Source organism: Xanthomonas citri pv. citri (assembly GCF_000961215.1).
Taxonomy (GTDB): Bacteria; Pseudomonadota; Gammaproteobacteria; order Xanthomonadales; family Xanthomonadaceae; genus Xanthomonas; species Xanthomonas cissicola.
Genome location: NZ_CP008998.1, coordinates 3,821,033 through 3,836,091 on the forward strand (window position 1 = coordinate 3,821,033; position 15,059 = coordinate 3,836,091).

Annotated in this window: 14 protein-coding genes; 5 read left to right on the forward strand and 9 right to left on the reverse strand. The window is 57.8% G+C overall.

Going from position 1 to position 15,059, the window contains the following annotated elements; genetic code table 11:
• The first annotated feature begins 576 nt into the window (after positions 1-576).
• A complete protein-coding gene (locus AMD14_RS24755; protein ID WP_125459519.1) occupies positions 577-2,451 on the forward strand; it encodes a hypothetical protein in 1,875 nt (624 codons plus the stop codon).
• Here the strand turns inward: AMD14_RS24755 and AMD14_RS16945 are convergent.
• Positions 2,360-4,945, reverse strand: coding sequence for an XVIPCD domain-containing protein (locus AMD14_RS16945; protein ID WP_011052147.1), 2,586 nt, complete (start codon positions 4,943-4,945; stop codon positions 2,360-2,362). The two genes, AMD14_RS24755 and AMD14_RS16945, sit on opposite strands and share 92 nt — an antisense overlap.
• Before the next feature lie 35 nt (positions 4,946-4,980).
• Complete coding sequence (locus AMD14_RS16950) at positions 4,981-5,622, reverse strand: DUF1629 domain-containing protein (RefSeq protein WP_011052148.1); 642 nt, start codon at positions 5,620-5,622, stop codon at positions 4,981-4,983.
• A gap of 144 nt (positions 5,623-5,766) precedes the next feature.
• On the opposite strand from AMD14_RS16950, the gene AMD14_RS16955 reads away from it, so the two are divergent.
• Positions 5,767-6,183, forward strand: coding sequence for a hypothetical protein (locus tag AMD14_RS16955; protein WP_015463535.1), 417 nt, complete (start codon positions 5,767-5,769; stop codon positions 6,181-6,183).
• 101 nt (positions 6,184-6,284) lie between these two features.
• On the opposite strand, the gene AMD14_RS16960 is transcribed toward AMD14_RS16955, so the two are convergent.
• From AMD14_RS16960 to AMD14_RS16975, 4 genes are all read right to left on the reverse strand, one after another.
• On the reverse strand, positions 6,285-6,764 hold the full coding sequence (locus tag AMD14_RS16960) for a JAB domain-containing protein (protein ID WP_015463536.1): 480 nt from the start codon (positions 6,762-6,764) through the stop codon (positions 6,285-6,287).
• A 395-nt stretch (positions 6,765-7,159) separates the two neighbouring features.
• Positions 7,160-7,384, reverse strand: coding sequence for a hypothetical protein (locus tag AMD14_RS16965; protein ID WP_015472627.1), 225 nt, complete (start codon positions 7,382-7,384; stop codon positions 7,160-7,162).
• 111 nt (positions 7,385-7,495) lie between these two features.
• The gene (locus AMD14_RS16970) at positions 7,496-8,374 is read right to left on the reverse strand and encodes a hypothetical protein (RefSeq protein ID WP_015472628.1); all 879 of its coding nucleotides are present in this window, start codon (positions 8,372-8,374) and stop codon (positions 7,496-7,498) included.
• Between the two features lie 224 nt (positions 8,375-8,598).
• The gene (locus tag AMD14_RS16975) at positions 8,599-9,057 is read right to left on the reverse strand and encodes a chemotaxis transducer (RefSeq protein ID WP_011052152.1); all 459 of its coding nucleotides are present in this window, start codon (positions 9,055-9,057) and stop codon (positions 8,599-8,601) included.
• A gap of 95 nt (positions 9,058-9,152) precedes the next feature.
• Here AMD14_RS16975 and AMD14_RS16980 point away from each other — a divergent pair, with 95 nt between their 5' ends.
• On the forward strand, positions 9,153-10,076 hold the full coding sequence (locus tag AMD14_RS16980; RefSeq protein ID WP_011052153.1) for a hypothetical protein: 924 nt from the start codon (positions 9,153-9,155) through the stop codon (positions 10,074-10,076).
• Positions 10,077-10,248: 172 nt separating this feature from the next.
• Here the strand turns inward: AMD14_RS16980 and AMD14_RS16985 are convergent, their stop codons facing one another.
• Positions 10,249-11,499, reverse strand: coding sequence for a two-component system sensor histidine kinase NtrB (locus tag AMD14_RS16985; protein ID WP_015463539.1), 1,251 nt, complete (start codon positions 11,497-11,499; stop codon positions 10,249-10,251).
• Positions 11,500-11,598: 99 nt separating this feature from the next.
• On the opposite strand from AMD14_RS16985, the gene AMD14_RS16990 reads away from it, so the two are divergent.
• Positions 11,599-11,967: a response regulator gene (locus AMD14_RS16990; protein WP_011052155.1), complete on the forward strand. Its 369-nt coding sequence runs from the start codon at positions 11,599-11,601 to the stop codon at positions 11,965-11,967.
• A 349-nt stretch (positions 11,968-12,316) separates the two neighbouring features.
• Here AMD14_RS16990 and AMD14_RS16995 read toward each other — a convergent pair whose 3' ends face one another.
• Positions 12,317-12,592: a stress-induced protein gene (locus AMD14_RS16995; RefSeq protein ID WP_425508927.1), complete on the reverse strand. Its 276-nt coding sequence runs from the start codon at positions 12,590-12,592 to the stop codon at positions 12,317-12,319.
• 869 nt (positions 12,593-13,461) lie between these two features.
• Here AMD14_RS16995 and AMD14_RS17000 point away from each other — a divergent pair.
• Positions 13,462-13,728, forward strand: coding sequence for a hypothetical protein (locus tag AMD14_RS17000; RefSeq protein WP_234705867.1), 267 nt, complete (start codon positions 13,462-13,464; stop codon positions 13,726-13,728).
• A gap of 537 nt (positions 13,729-14,265) precedes the next feature.
• On the opposite strand, the gene AMD14_RS17005 is transcribed toward AMD14_RS17000, so the two are convergent.
• On the reverse strand, positions 14,266-14,709 hold the full coding sequence (locus AMD14_RS17005; RefSeq protein WP_011052159.1) for a BLUF domain-containing protein: 444 nt from the start codon (positions 14,707-14,709) through the stop codon (positions 14,266-14,268).
• Positions 14,710-15,059: the final 350 nt, after the last annotated feature.

A 15,059-nucleotide genomic window follows, 5' to 3' on the forward strand; every position in this document is an offset into this window, starting at 1 on the left:
TCAGGCGCGAACGTGCTTTCGCCCTTGGCTAGGCTGGCGAGCACGCTTTTCATTTTGCTTGAAGCTTCGCGGCCCCATCCTGCGGCAATACAGTCTTTGACTGGCCATGCGTCTGAAGTGTGCAGCGGCAGAACCATAGGCTTTTAGGCCAAACTTTGTGGGCATTGGCGCCCTAAGTCGGCCAGGGCGCCCCTTGCCCCATCATGCCGTGCCGTGAACCAAATCAACGCAGTGTGACCATAAGACAAGATGTCAGTCCTTTTCGACTTCTCAGCGCCCTTTGACAAGAATTTGTATAAAATTCTCCCTGCTTTTCGCGGGAGATTGGATATGGCAAGCATCCCCTGCGAGATGGGCCTCCCAATCTTAATCAGCGGCACCATTAGCCAGTGAGTCTTGAGCGGCTGGCGCGTCGTCAGACATCTTGACAGGGGCCGCAGGACACGTGCACGCTCCCCCTTGACACCAAGGACAGGAGAGCGTAATGTATTTAGACGTCTTCGGACAACGAGATATAGGGCTCGCCAATTAGGACTGCCATAGGCAGATCCTGAAAGGCCAAAGCCCTTTTTTCGTATGTGGCTTCCAGAATTCCCGGCTACTCTATTTGATCCGACTGTCAATCGTGACAGCCTGTTTGTGGTCCAAGTCTGGCACGAATTGCTACTGCCAACCTCGCCTGACTCGTTCCAATGCCGGACGCTGGATCTTTCTTTACTGTTAGAGGATCTTCTGCACGTAGCCTCAGTAGCTGCGCTCGACGCGAGATGGCAGGCTCATTTGGAGATGCTTGCCACTGAGCTAGAGCTACTCATGCAACATGAGGAAAGGCTTCTTCAAGGCGACAGGAAGCTAAAGTATTCTCTTGAACGAGTCCTGAGTAGCTGCAGAAGAGCTAACAACCAGGAAGCCAGTCTTCGTCAATCAATAGAAATCGCGATCAGTTCTTTTGGCGATGCACCCCGGCGTTTCGCGAAAGATGCCGAGGCACTAGCATCCAGGCCCAAAATTCCGAAGAGCGCCTTAGTTTCGCGCCTTTCAACCTTAGCTACGCAAGTTCAGTATAGAGGATGCAGGGACGAATCCATCGAAGCTATTGGCGAAGATTTGCTGCAACTAGCTCCGTCAAAGGTGATTGATAGGTTAGTTGCACCGTTACTATCGCATAAGCAAGAGTGGACATGTTTTCTCGCGGTTTCCGGAAAACTTGGAGATATCGCATCTACAATTGGCGCCGCCTCGCTGCGGCTTCGCGAAGGCCCTGATATCAATGGGATCAAACAAGAAGCGGCACCATGGCTGAAGTTATATTCCAAGCAAACCCATGTCGTCGTTAGTGTAGTCGCCGCTTCTGCTACGGTTGCTGCGCGCTTAGCCGCCGGCACACTTTCAGCGCTCATGGACGTTCATAATCTTTATCGAAATTCCCCAACCTTTCAGGTTCACGACAAGATCCTGGTGAAGCGACCAGGTCCAGAGGCTCAAATTATTCGGATTGCACCAAGTGTTCATTTCGGATTGCTTCCACGAAGTAAACATCGTTATCTAGCCCGCGACCGAGTCAAAAGCTTAGGTTCAAGGCTGGAAGGTCGATTGTCGAGTGCTCTGGAGTGTCATCGATTGGCAGTAGCAGCTCAAGATCCGCGCGCCGCCATCATTGACCTATGGACGGCACTAGAAACATTGAGTGGACCCGCAGGCCCCGCTGCTATAGGCGAAAGAGTTGCGAAAAAGATTGCCCCGCTTGTCAGCTGGCGAAGGATCGACAGGGTCGTCACCTACTTCGCTCTAGAGATCCACTCCTTTAGACAATTCATTGGCTTACCAATTGATAAGGCGTTATTCCCTACGTCGACAGAAAATAAATTTGCTATCGATGAGGTCCTAGCGGCCCTCTGCGGACCCGAAAATAATCCCAAAATTCTCGCACTTCTTGCTATGGCAGGCGATAGCAGCCCGATTCTAAGGCATCGTCTTTACGAAGCATGGAAGGAGCTTCACGACCCGGAGTCGACAGCACGCCGACTTGAGCAGTCCAAACTTCGTATTGAATGGCAAATTTATCGAATTTACAGAGCTCGAAACCTATTGGTTCACCGAGGAGAGCAAAGCCATCTGAACTGGCGATTACTCCAAAATGCACAGTTCTACGTGTCGATTACTTTAGGGCGCGTTTTGCATGACTTATCTTTACACCGTGACTGGAGCATCGATACCTCGCTAGAAGGCCACCTTCAGCACTTTAAGTTCCTTTCTGAGGGCCTAAGATCCTTTGCAACAGCATTAACCCACGGCCATCTACTTGGCGAGAAGAGCAGAGACCGCGATCGAGTACTGTGGCCAGCGCAGACAGAAGCGCTTACAGCGACCGGCTTGGTCGCGCCTGGTCTTGCCGTGCAGTCTGCTGCTGTGTCTCTTCCAACGCCTGCTGTCGCGTCTGGTCCTGCTTAATGACCTCCGCCTGCTGCAGGTTCTGCTGGGCCGGCTCCTGCGAGGCCTCGCGCCCGTCGACATGGGCATGGAAAAAGGGTCCTTTGTCCCCAAAGGGCGCATAGACCGCAAAGACGTTCTCCGCCCCGTCTTTGCCCAGCCCGCCCGTGACCTTGTCGACCCGCTGCAGCAACGGGTCTTCGGTTTGCTGCTTGTAGAGCGAGGCGGTGACGTTCTTGCTCTCTTCGACGTTCCAGTTGCCCGTGCCACGCACCCAGGAATGGATCTGCTGGTAGGTCGAGTGGTCAGGGTGCGCAGGATTGTCGGCCAGCACCGGCCCCGGCGCCGCCTTCTCCTGAGCCGGTTCGGCCTCCTGCTCTTTGCTGCGCCCCGGCCCGGTCACCGAAACCGCGCCCAGCGTCGGCACGTGCGCCATGGCCGGCTGGCCCAGCTCGGCCTTGGCCTGGCGTAGCTCCTCAGCGGTCGTCAACGCGACCTGGTGGGCAACCCCGTCTTGGTCAACTTGGTAATGGGCAATGGGACTGTCGTAGCCGTATTGCCCCTGCTCGTTCGGCTTCAGCTGCTGCATCGTCGGGCCGGCAAGGCCTTCGGAATGCTTAGTGCGCTGGGTGGCCAGCTCCACCGCCTGAAGGTTATTCTCCTGAGCGTTGAGGTCGACCCCCGCGGCCCGGTAGCGATGCAGGAGCTCGTTGTGCTCCATCTGCGCCGGCGTGGGCGCTGGGCGAGCCTCAATGGCCGCTAAGGTTTCCTGGGCGCGCTCCAGCGAGGGCTGGCGCATCTGATTCGTCAGCTCCAGTTCCACCGCCAGGTTGCCGGCGGCCACTCCGTCCTTGCCCGCCCATTGCCCAGCCTCGTTGCGCTGGTAGAGCTGGCCGTTATGGCCCTGGACCTGGTCGGGCTTTGCCCGGGCGCTCTCTACGGCTTCCGGCACTGCAACCCCGTAGTCCTGCCCACGCTGGGCGGCATGGCTTTCCAGGTAGGCCTGGGCGATGGCCTCGCGACCGGTGGCGATGTTGTTCTCGATGCGCCCCAGGGCTTCCTGGTTCAGGCGCTGGGTTTGCTCCGGGCTGGCTATCTGTGGCTCGTAGACGCCACGGTCGTTGGCACCCGCCGGGCCGGTCTTGACTTGGCGCTCCCAGGACTCAGTGGCCGGATTGCGTTGCCAGTTTTGGTTGTCCAATCCCGTCTGGTCGCTCGGCTTGGCCGGGAGATTGAACGGATCCTGCGGCGGCGGCGCCTTGCCCAACGCCAACTCGGCGGCCTTGGCGTTCGCCATGGCACCCAACTCTTGGGACTTGGCGTAGCTGGCTCCCACCGGAGCCTGACTGGGAGTGTCTCGTCCATCGGCCGCGCGCTCGAAAGCGCCCTGGCGTTCCCAATCCCGTCCGTTGAACTGCCACTCTACGCCCGCCTTGTCGGTCTGGTGGTAGATGGCGCGGTTGTCCAACAAGTCAGCGCCTTTGTCGAAGGCCTTGCTCATCAGGACCGCGTCGCCAACCACCAAGGCCGCAGGCACAAAGCCACCGCTGCTGCCCAGCGCGGCCGCTGTGGAAGCACCACCAGCCCAGCCGCCTGCGTTACGGGCAATGGCGTGCTGAACCTCCGACTGGGCGGCCGTCGTGTTGCCCTGCTCCATCAATGCCGACGCCGTGCGCGCGGTCATGACGGCATCCGCGCCGGTGGTCAAAAGTCCGCCGGCACGGGTCAGGCCCCGAGCAGAAGCCTCGCCCATCAACAGCTGCATGGCGACATCACCGCGCTGCCCGCGCGGCACTCGGAGGTTTTGTGCAGCTTCCTCACCCAAGGTTTGCTCAACCTTGAGGAGGCCCTGCTCTGACAGCACCACACGTCCGTCGTGATGGGCATTGGCGATGGCAACCGAGAGCCCACTTCGTTGCAGCGTTGGATTCCCTCCACGCGCAATGGCCGTGCTGCTGACCTGGATCTGATCGAGCGCGGTGACAATGCGGGACTCAGAGTTCGCCACGCCACCCCAGCCGTGGTCCACTCCCGTGAAACCTTTCAGAGCATCGATCTGTGGAGCGTGGGCCTGGTGATAGCCCGGGGTGTCACGGAAAAAGTTCTGAACTTTCGCGCTCGCCTGTGAGGGCGAAAGCCCCACTGGCGTATTGGTGTTCAAGTCGCCATTGATCAAGCCGACCTTGATGGTGTCGCGCAATTGCTCCACACGCTGGGCAACGCGCTCCAATGCTTCAGGGTCACCACGCAAGGCGGCGCGACCATCCCGCGTCGCCTGGAGATCGTCCAAGCGCTCAATCACGCCATCTTGGTAAGCACCAAGAGGACCGCCGCTGTGCGGCGTAATGTCCAACGCCTGAGCGAACTGCGGATCGGACGGCAAGAACAGGCGATTCTCTGGGGCGTGAATGTCGAACCGGCCCGTCTCTTGAAGCTTCGCCAGCAACTCGCTGTTCTTGAGCGTCTGCTGTTCAATGTTGTGGTGATCTTGAAAAAGCGTCCGATAGTTCGGCATGACTCAGGCTCCTTCCTGTTGGCTTGCGGCTCGCGTCAACGGTTCACTACGTCGTAGAACCAGAGGCCATCCGACTGGCCTTCGGTGCCAATCCCCGCTGCCTCAACAGCGTCCTTGAACACCCGATCGCAAAAAACACCGCCATGGAAAGGAAGCCTGAAAACGTGGGCCTCTCCAAGCACGTCATGCTTGAAAGCCAAACGACTCCCGCCTGCCAAGCTGTAATACTTCCCGTCCTCATAGTCATCGCTGATCTTGATGTCGAGTTCGGACGCGTCCTCGTCCAAGGCATCCAACGTGCGAACGACATCGCAGAGGAAGAACGTCGGCCCCTTGGAGCCATCGGCCAGGCGACAGTCGGCGTCAGCGAAAACGAAGGCATCTGCGTCCACAGACTCCATCACTTGGCGGAGCCGTTCGGAGACCAACCAATAGCCACTGAAGCCGCCCTCCAGGTCCTGCGGCAACTCCCCTTCGCTGGGGTTGTAGACCAAGCGCGGAGTCTCGTGCAGTGGCGGAAACCCACCCTCGTCCGGCTTCAAGATGAGCCGCGGCGGCGACAGCAATGCCTTCTCGTTCTCGAAGACCACGCCGTGGCCTTTTCCGCCTCTGCGGGCATCGGGACGTAACTGGAAGAACTCACCGACCTTGGGTTCGTTGATCGTCTTCGTTTCCATGCGTTCGGTCTCCATATGGGTGTCAACCCATTGCTCTGCCCAAGAGTCTACCGCCCTACCCTTCGCCATGGACAGCTGAGCGCGGCCCTTTCCAGCTGTATGGATAGCCATACAATGCAGCAACTTCAGACAAGGATAGGACGCATGCGGAAATACGAACTTGTATCGCAGGAAGACGAATTGGGTTGTGCGGCTGCCTGCGTGGCATCGATCTTGGACATCCCATACCAGCGGGCAAAGCGCTTACTGGAGAAGGAGAAGTCAGGCGGAATAGACGACCACCCGGAAGGCTTTGAGATAGACGAGATAGCCAATGCTCTTTACAAGAAAGACGTAAAGGTCGTCGCAGACTGGAACCCTCCCGCGAAGCTGCCCAGTGGCACCATCGTGTGTATCTATAGCCGGGTCAGATATAAGAGCTATCACTACCTGCTCAAGGTTCCAGGCGGCTACATGGACCCTTGGTTCGACTTGAAAGATGGAGTCATGGAAGCGCAACTGCGCGCGGAACTACCCAAAGGGACCAAGCTTGTAGTGGCCCTTATTCCGAGCAAGAAATAAGGCTTTTGAGAGGAGCCGTGGCTTGGTGGATGTGAACCTCGGAGCGGCAGCACGGGACTGCCGCTGTCGTCTGCTTCTAGGGACAGGTATGAGGGGGCGGGCTATGCCCACCCCCTGCTGGCCAGGCTGACGTGCTGCTGGCCGCCAATAACCAGGTGGTCGAGGACGCGGATGTCCAGAAGCGACAGCGCCTGCTTCAGGCGTTCGGTGACCTTGCGGTCGGCTTCGCTGGGCTCCGGGTTGCCGCTCGGGTGATTGTGAAACAGGATGACTGCGGCAGCGCTGAGCTCAAGAGCGCGCTTTGCCACGACTCGCGGGTGGACATCGCACCCGTCGACGGTGCCGGTGAACAAGTGCTCGGTAGAAATGATGTGGTGCTGGTTGTCCAGGAAGACGACCCCGAAGACTTCGTGCGGCAGGTGAGCGCAGCGGGCAACTAGGTAGTCGCCGGCTTGGTCGGGGCTGTGGATGCGGCCTTGGCGTTGAAGGCGCTGTTCCAAGATGGTCGCGGCGGCGAGCAAGATGCCCTCCTCGTCCATCTGAAGTTGATACTGGACTGCTCGGTCTTGGGTGCGCTTCATCGGTTCTTCTCCACCAGCGCGTTGTGCGCCTCGTGGGAACCGACAGGCGAAGCGTCCGGCCCTACCGCACCCGGGAGTGAGCACCGCTCAAGCGGCGCGCAGCGAAGGGCCGCAACAGAGCTTCAGCGTCGAGGAGGAGGCCTGCCCTTGCGGTCGGGACAGCGGAGCAAGGATTTCCGTTAAGAGGCCCAGCGCTGGTGGAGACAGCACCATGCATGCCCTACAAGGCTGCGGGCTAGACGGCATTCGGATGGGCGGGGTTGATTGAGTCAGCAGGCGATGACTGGGCTTTGCAGCCAGTGATGGGCTACTACAGTCCTGTGCATGATTTTCCTACGCAGCACCGCTGCGCCTGAGAAGCAGGCATTGGGATGAGCTGGTCGACACCAATGGACTCAGACGTGTTCGTCCGTGTTTTCCAGCCCGTGCCAGGACAAGATTTCCTCGGCCCGACGGCCGACGAACTGCGCGTCCTCGCTCGTCGCTGCCTTGCTCTCGATGGCAGCGGCCATGCTGGCGAAAGCTCGCCAAAAGTGGCGGCGATCAGGACTTGAGGCCCGCAGGGCGGGCACCGCAGCATCGAGACGTTCGAGATGAAGGCGCAGTTCGGCTCTGTCCATGGGCTTGAGTATCGGTGGCGTTGTCGCACCACATGAGACATGGCATCGCCACCACTACACGCGGTGGCGCTCCTTGCATGCCACCTAGACCTGATGGGATAGCTTGCCGACTCAGCCTTTTGGAGCAGCGGTCAGCGAGAACGCAGTCGACCAGCTGTAATCGTGCAGGTTGGCTCTACTAAGCACGCGGTAGCCCGCCCTCTCCAGCTCGGCCACCCAAGCGTCTGCCGGCTGCTCATGGTTGGAGGGCGCGATGGATCGAAGCTGCCCCAAGAGCATGGGCGCAAGGAATCCTCCGGCTACCAGCGCAGCGTCCTCACTATACTCCGACGCGGCCCGTTCATAGCGGTGAGCAAGCGATTGGTAATAGGCGTCGCTGTTTGGGGTCAGATCTGGCACATCGAACTCAACGATGACAAGTCGATCCACATGACCAGCCAAGGCTGCCAACGCCTGCTCACGAGTCTTTGTCTCGATCGACTGGAGAGCGAACGTGGATTGCGCCAAGTCCCAATGGTCCTCGTCATCAAACCCTTCTGCAAAATTCTCCATCGTCATCCGATACCCCCGGACGAGAGGGAGCGACGCTATCAGCTTGCCCAAGAGCACATCGTTGGGCTCAACAACGTCAATTTGATCGGGCACATGACCGCTTGCCTCGATTGCAGGCACCAACGCCATGCCATCGCCCGCGCCAATGTCTAACAAAGTGCTTGGCCGAAGCGCATCGTAGAGTTTGGCCAACTCCGCGCTTACGGCTTCATAGAGGGCAAGGTTGCCCCCGCCACGAACAAAGAGTTCAAAGGCCCGCGGTTTGTCATAGGCGTTGCGAGAGTTCCCATCATCCAGGACGTCCCTGATGGCGCGTCCCATGATGGAGCCTTGGCGCGCAGCGCGCTCGAGATGACGACTACTCGCTGCGTCGTCTCGTGCGTCTAAGGCTGCCAGCGCATCGGCAAGATCAGCGTTTGTGGCAACTGGATGTGCCATTTGTTTACCCTCACTGTCGTCATCAGAAATTTGCTGCGAGCTGTCTGTAACGCAAACCAGAACTCTCTCTACACACGAACATCCACGCACTGGCGGGTTGCAAGTTCGTATCCACGTGAATGATCCACAGCTAGCGCTGGCAAGCTTGTGCGGGCAAATGCCTCGCCCTCACCCACCGATAGAGTGGCCGCCTCAGTTTCTGCGACCTTCTACATCTTCGCATCTCAGAGCCGCGGCCAGCGAAACCCTGGTGCGCCACTGCGTGCCTGGCCAGGCCATACCAAATTCTTGACCTCACTTGAAGCAGGCCCCGTGACCGCATTGCAACTGCCGGCAACGGCAGTGCACAACGCTCCGGCTGGGCCGAGAAACAGGACCTGGCATGCGAGCGCTAGCGCAGTCTCGGCCGGGGCGCAGCGTCCGCGCTCTGCCACGCTTTGCACAAGCAACGAGGCTTGGTTCTCCAACGAACGAGCCGACGACCCCATGGTATCCACCAGCGTGGCATTCTGCTGTGTCGCGCCGTCTATCTGGCTGATCTGCTCGATGCCAACGTTTTGCTCGCTGCTAGCCGCTGCGATAGTGCCCACGATCTGACTGAACTCTTTCACCGAGCTCAGCAATTCCTGCATGGTTCGGCCGGCTATCTCCACCAGCTTGGCGCCATGCCCCGCCTCGGTCACCGACTTAAGCTATTTTTACTTACAAAGCCATTGCCTACCTACTACAGAAGATGCTGTCTGTGCCGCTAGAAAGATGATCTCTGAGGCTCTTATCGATGACCAGCCAGCTCCAAACCCAGATTCCCTTCGCTGGGCTAGAAGACACCGCGCGCGAGCTACTTGACCGTCTTGCTGATTTGACTCCTTTGAAGACATGGGTCTTCGCGGAAGTTAAAAACGACTACTGGATCATCCGAGCGTGTGTCGACGATTCCTTCGGTCTCGAGGCCGGCCAATTCCTGAGTTGGCCCGATTCGGTCTGCCGAAGCATGATGGTAATGGGTGGCCCGCAGTTCGCCCCTGATTTACGGAGATACGAGCATCTCGCTCAGGCCCCTGTGGCCACAAGACTCGGCATCGCAAGCTATCTAGGGGTGCCGATTCGAATACCTGGCCAGGTAGAGGGGATGCTCTGCGGTCTGAATAATCGCATCATCGAAGATCGCGTTGAGCCCCTATTGCCATTGGTTGAAACCTTCGGAAGGGTCTTGGCCGGATCCTGGGCGCAACACCTTGCGTCGGCTGGCCCGACTTCTGTTGATACAGTCGGCGCACCCGAAGAGCCAACTTTGAACAGGCTTTATGACCCGGCAACGTTCCGTGAGCTGCTCCAATCGGCAGCGGACCATCGCCATAGCGATGAGCAAGGCGGCATCTTGCTCTTCGATATCGACCTGACCAGTTCTGGGAATCAAACTGGGTCAGACCAAGACGCCTCCACCGCCATCGGGCTGCTTCGACAGGCCACGCGGCCTCAGGACAGCTTGGCCTGCTTGGCCGAGGGTGAGTTCGCCGTGTTTCTGCCTGGCAGCAGTGAAGCTGGGTTAGTCTCTATCGCACGGCGCATTCAGTCGTCGTTGAGCGGTAGAGGTCTGAATGCAAAGTGGGGAGCAAGCTGGTTTCGACAGATGCAGGAACTTAACAATGTCCACCAGCTCATCAAGATTGGTCCTTTGAGAGGCAATACCAGTCATCCTTAGCGCGCGTGCAAGACGCCCCCCCTCGCAATGGCGCATTAGTTTGGAGCCTAACGACAGCTGTCGCGCAGTAAATTTGGCGGCATGAGCGTGCCTTACGCTAAGCGGCTAAAGGATCTGGAGGCCGCGCGGGAGCGCCAAGTGCTCCTTAGAGGTCAGCCACATGACTCGATGATCAAGGGCAAGGCATGCCAAGGGTAAAACAGGCACCTTGACCTGGTGTTGATTGCACATCGACAAATCCGTTTGCGCGCCTGATCGTGCCGTAAACCTGCGCAAGGCCAAGGCCAGTGCCTTTCCCTAGTCCCTTGGTAGTGAAGTAAGCCTCGAATATGCGATCGCGTGCTTCCGGCTCGATGCCCTGCCCCGTATCGCGCACACTGAGCACCACATACTGCCCAAGCGCGTGCGCCGCGCCCTCCGGCACTTCCTGCACCAAGCGGCTCCCGGCAGCGATGGTGATCGTGCCAGCGGCGCCGCACGCATCACGGGCATTGACAACCAGGTTCATAACGGCGCGCTGGAGACTGTGGGGATCCACTAGGGCCATGGGGAGGTTGGGCTCTATGTGCAAATCGAGGACAATTCCTGATCCCACCGCTTGGCTCAAGAGCGGCATCATTTCTTGCACAATTCGGCCGACATCGGTGCTCTCGGGCGAATAGGGATGATGGCGAGCAAAGCCAAGCAAGCGCTTTGACATAGCCGCACCTTGCTGCAGGGCACTCTCAGCCATGCCGAGCAGGACACGGTTCTTGTCGTCCATATCCCCTCGCGACAACACCATTTCCACGGCACCCGAAGCGACCTGAAGCACATTGTTGAAGTCGTGCACCATGCCGGCAAGAAGTTGGCCAACTGCATCTCCCTTCTGGGCCTGCTGGGCCACCGCCTCCGCCATGCGCTGCGCTGCGAGAGCGATACTGAGCTCACCCTCAAGATCGCGAGCGCGCTGGTGCGAATCGCCCATACGGGCGTCGACGACATGGGACAGGTGGGTTTGCGCGCTGACCGGCCCAGCCTGACTACGCAAGCTGTCGTTGAGGGTGCGTAACGCGACTTCGGCATGATGCCGCTCAGTCACATCGCGATTGATGGCTAGCACAGCATCCACTTCGCCCAGCGCATTCTTGAGTGGGCTAGTTGAGACGAGCCAAAAGCGCCGCTCACCGCTCGGAGTAGTGCATTCGGCATCGAACTGTCGGCACTCGCCTCTCGCAGCGGCCGCGATCGCATCATGCACGTTGTCCCGGACCTCTTCTGGCCACAACGACGACCACGGATGACCGACAACACGTTCGGCGTTCTCTGAGGCAATGCGGGCGAGGCCGTGAGAATTGACAAACCTCACCGTGCCATCGAGCGCAACTTCTTTGATGGAGTCAGGAGACAGCTCCACCATCTGGCGGTAGCGATCTTGCGACATCAGAGTATTTTTCATTCAGTAAGAGGGGGCATTTAATCACGCATAGTTCGCACAGTATGGACCAAGGTCTCGCTCAGAACCCCACACCGTTGAGACTCCATGATCGCTCCTCCTGAATGCATCATCCTTCTGGTCGATGACGAGGCGCTGACGCGCCAGCTGGCTGAGATGCTGCTGGAAGAATGTGGTTACCGCGTTGTAACGGCCGAGAACGCTAGCCAAGCCATGCATCGGCTGCAGACACATCCAGGCGTGGGACTTATCTTTACCGATCTGCTGATGCCTGGCCCCATGGATGGCAGGGAGCTGATCCACCACCTCCGCTGCGATGGCTGCGATCTGCCCGCTATCTTGACTTCGGGAATCGGTTACGCTCCGCCTTTCTTACCCACCCGAACTAGGTTCCTTAACAAGCCTTATAAGCGAGCGCACTTGGTCAGCCACATCGAGCAATTCATAGCTGCGTAGTTCTAAGGTGGACTTGTCCACACCGAAAAGCGTCACCCGCCCCAATTCGTCCACAAACCGCTAGAGTCGGTTGCGCCCCGCCGTCGACGCTCATTGACGAAGCATGCCCAGAATCTAGCCTCCTGGGTCATCAACATGGAACCGGTCAACCCCAAGGTTCAAAGCTTCGGGAGCAAGCCGTGTGCTGAAAGCAGCGCACCAAACACTGGAAGTTGAGGATGCAACTCGGCTGTCCTCTGGCGACAATAAAAATCAAGCCCCAACGCCGCGGTGGCATTGACGGTCCACGTGCCACACCTCATTGACTGCAAAGCAAGAAGATCGGTTAGGTAAATCCCAATGATCTCTCTTAACTGCCTGATGCCTCACTCTCAATGGGAGAGAAAACGTCCTCCAACGCCACTTGGGCATGCATCGCCTTCCCACCCTTTCTGCCAATCGTAGACATGTGATCCTTGTTCTGACTGATCGCCAGCCCCCCTTTTCTGCCGGCCTCTATCGCTCCTTCGGAAGAAAATCGGTGCGCATTTCCACTGGCCTGCGCCGCTTTTCCGCCACGCCTGGCCAACTCCAATCGTGCTTCGACCGATAACGCGGCGAAGCCTCGTTTCGGTGTCTCTTTCATTTTTTTCATCTGCGTCCGACATATCGCCATTCCCGTGTTTTCTGGATGCAATCCTAAGCAGCTGCCGCCTTGCGATTAGTGAAATCAAGCCAACCAATGCAGTCGAAAATAAACGATTAACGAATCACTAGCTCGAAAGCGCTAGTGCCGCCTGCTCTTCCTTAGATGAAATAGACTCTATGATGAGGCCGCTCCAAGTGAACTCTTTACTGTTCTAGAAGCCCTGAGTTTGATCAATGAGACACCTTCCGCTGTCAGTTGTAGGATTCGAGGTTCCGACAAATGAGGAAAGCTTCCAGGCTCAGGGAAAGCCCACCGTTATCTATCTCTCATTCGCTCCAAGTCTTGACTGGAAGCAAGCCTTCAACGCGCTAGTGGATGAGACAGGAGGCGAACTGGCCGCCGCGCGCCCACTGGTCATTGGCAACCGAATCGTGGCCTATCCCTGCCTTGGACAAGCAGCTAACGTCGCATCGCAACTTCGAGAGGCTGTGGCCGACCCACATCACCTGCGGCCGAGATCCTAGGATTGTCCAGCCATGCCTCTGCTCCCCCTTTGGCGCAGCACCATAAGAAGCTCCGTGCCCGACCGCCTGTATTGCCTCCCGGGGGAAAACGCTTGCAATGGAAGAGCCTGGTTCGCACCGCATCGCTTGGTTGACTGAATACATGCAATCGAAATTAGTTGCGCTGCGATTCTTTTTAGGCGCAATCTCGCCCCATACTTGGGCAACTACCTGGTCGACAGCAGCATTGGTGGCAGTCAATGAGTTGTTGCACGACATCAAACCACCCTTAGCAACGATGGGGCATATCCGCAGATCAAGGCCGTCTGAGGGGCTCAGTCGGTCGGAGCCACCATGCTATTCATGATCAGTCGATTTGCGGTGCACGTAATTCCCCGCAGCGAACTCCTGGAGGGATCCATCCAGTGGAAGGTATCCTGGCGCATCGATGATGTAAGGCAATCGAACAAAACACTGAAGGGAGCCATGCTGGCTGACGTCTTTTCAACCGAAACCCTAGCAGCGACGGCCGGGCGGCGCGCGTCCATGGAGCAGCTGGACTTGATGATCAGAGAAGCGGAACGTAATTCTAAACAGCCCTATGTCGATCCAGAGGATGACGAGGACTAGTTCAGAGACGCTTGAGTGCCAGAAGACTGATGGCCAATCAATAAAACGCCTGTGCTCGACACTCCGCACGATCTCAATTTCTCCCGGGCGTGCGCCACCGCTTCTGCGTAGGTCGCAAATCCCGATATCCCCAGTTGGTAGCAACGCAGGGTTAAGCCGCCAGACCTCGATACCAATATCTCTGGAAAGAACTGGCACCCACAGCAGCAGCATGAGCCGTAAGCGCATAATCACCCACATGTCGGATCATGACGGCATTCCTTATAGCCGCTCCAATGACTCCATAATATAACTTCAGAAGCACCAGAGTTGTCAGGATATTTCTCACAAACGAAGTGGAACTTCCTGATAGTCGACCAGGTGCATCTGATGTAGATTCCAAGGCAGATGTCAGTCCATCTCACGCCGCTAGAAAGGCGGCGACTGACACGCACGTGGCTTAATGTTGATTTATTTGAAAGCCGCCGGTAGATGCCGGCGGCATTTTTTTGCACTGTCTTAGTCGTCGCGTCCCAAATTTTGGGGCCAGGATGCTGTTCAAGAAGGGAGAAGCAACTCAGCCCCTTCCCAAAACGACAACAGATGCTGGATCGCTCTCGGCTTTTCCCCTACAACGGTTAATGCTAGGCGAGCACGGTTCCACCGTTGTGCGCTGACTTCCACGATCGAACCCGTTTGCACTTTTCGGCACGCCATCTGCCAGTTCGGGAAATAGCGCTCGGTGATCTGATCGTTATACAACTCAGCAACCAAGTCGTGGCGGCTAGACCGTTTAATGCGGTCGTAGATATCCCGGAGAGGCGCGGGCGCACCTTCGATGTATTGGAAGAATCGTTGACCGTCGTAGAGCAGCACGCCAGTGATAGCGTTCTGCGCGTTCAGCGCGCTCGATGAAACCAACAAGCGATCGATCTCCCCCAGTGTCCAAGGGCGCCGGACCTCACTAACATAGGCAATTGCATGCAGGGGACCGGTTGTCAATCGTAGGCTCTCAAGACGATCTGCGTCCGCCTCCTAGCGTGCATATCATAGCTTGCCGGCATCTTTCCTGTGCCGGGGTCAGCCAACAGTATCGTGCGCCTCGTCACGGTCCACAAGTCCCTGCTGAGGTCAGCTCAGTATCAGGATGGATGACACTGCCAATCACCGCCAGCAGCGCAGGTCGGCGCTTTGGTCCCAAACATGCTATCTACAGATTCCAGCTCAGTAACAATGCCGTCGAACTCACCTCGATTGAAATCCAAAGCGCACAACATCCGCGCCGAACTCCTCCCAATGTAGCGCAGCCCGACGTCCGGCCCTGAGGGCTTGTGCCCTGGACACAAAACGAT

Coding starts and splice junctions, on each gene's coding strand:
- AMD14_RS24755 (WP_125459519.1), top strand. CDS start 577: ATGTGGCTTCCAGAATTCCCGGCTACTCTATTTGATCCGACTGTCAAT.
- AMD14_RS16945 (WP_011052147.1), bottom strand. CDS start 4,945: ATGCCGAACTATCGGACGCTTTTTCAAGATCACCACAACATTGAACAG.
- AMD14_RS16950 (WP_011052148.1), bottom strand. CDS start 5,622: ATGGAAACGAAGACGATCAACGAACCCAAGGTCGGTGAGTTCTTCCAG.
- AMD14_RS16955 (WP_015463535.1), top strand. CDS start 5,767: ATGCGGAAATACGAACTTGTATCGCAGGAAGACGAATTGGGTTGTGCG.
- AMD14_RS16960 (WP_015463536.1), bottom strand. CDS start 6,764: ATGAAGCGCACCCAAGACCGAGCAGTCCAGTATCAACTTCAGATGGAC.
- AMD14_RS16965 (WP_015472627.1), bottom strand. CDS start 7,384: ATGGACAGAGCCGAACTGCGCCTTCATCTCGAACGTCTCGATGCTGCG.
- AMD14_RS16970 (WP_015472628.1), bottom strand. CDS start 8,374: ATGGCACATCCAGTTGCCACAAACGCTGATCTTGCCGATGCGCTGGCA.
- AMD14_RS16980 (WP_011052153.1), top strand. CDS start 9,153: ATGACCAGCCAGCTCCAAACCCAGATTCCCTTCGCTGGGCTAGAAGAC.
- AMD14_RS16985 (WP_015463539.1), bottom strand. CDS start 11,499: ATGTCGCAAGATCGCTACCGCCAGATGGTGGAGCTGTCTCCTGACTCC.
- AMD14_RS16990 (WP_011052155.1), top strand. CDS start 11,599: ATGATCGCTCCTCCTGAATGCATCATCCTTCTGGTCGATGACGAGGCG.
- AMD14_RS16995 (WP_425508927.1), bottom strand. CDS start 12,592: ATGAAAGAGACACCGAAACGAGGCTTCGCCGCGTTATCGGTCGAAGCA.
- AMD14_RS17000 (WP_234705867.1), top strand. CDS start 13,462: ATGATCAGTCGATTTGCGGTGCACGTAATTCCCCGCAGCGAACTCCTG.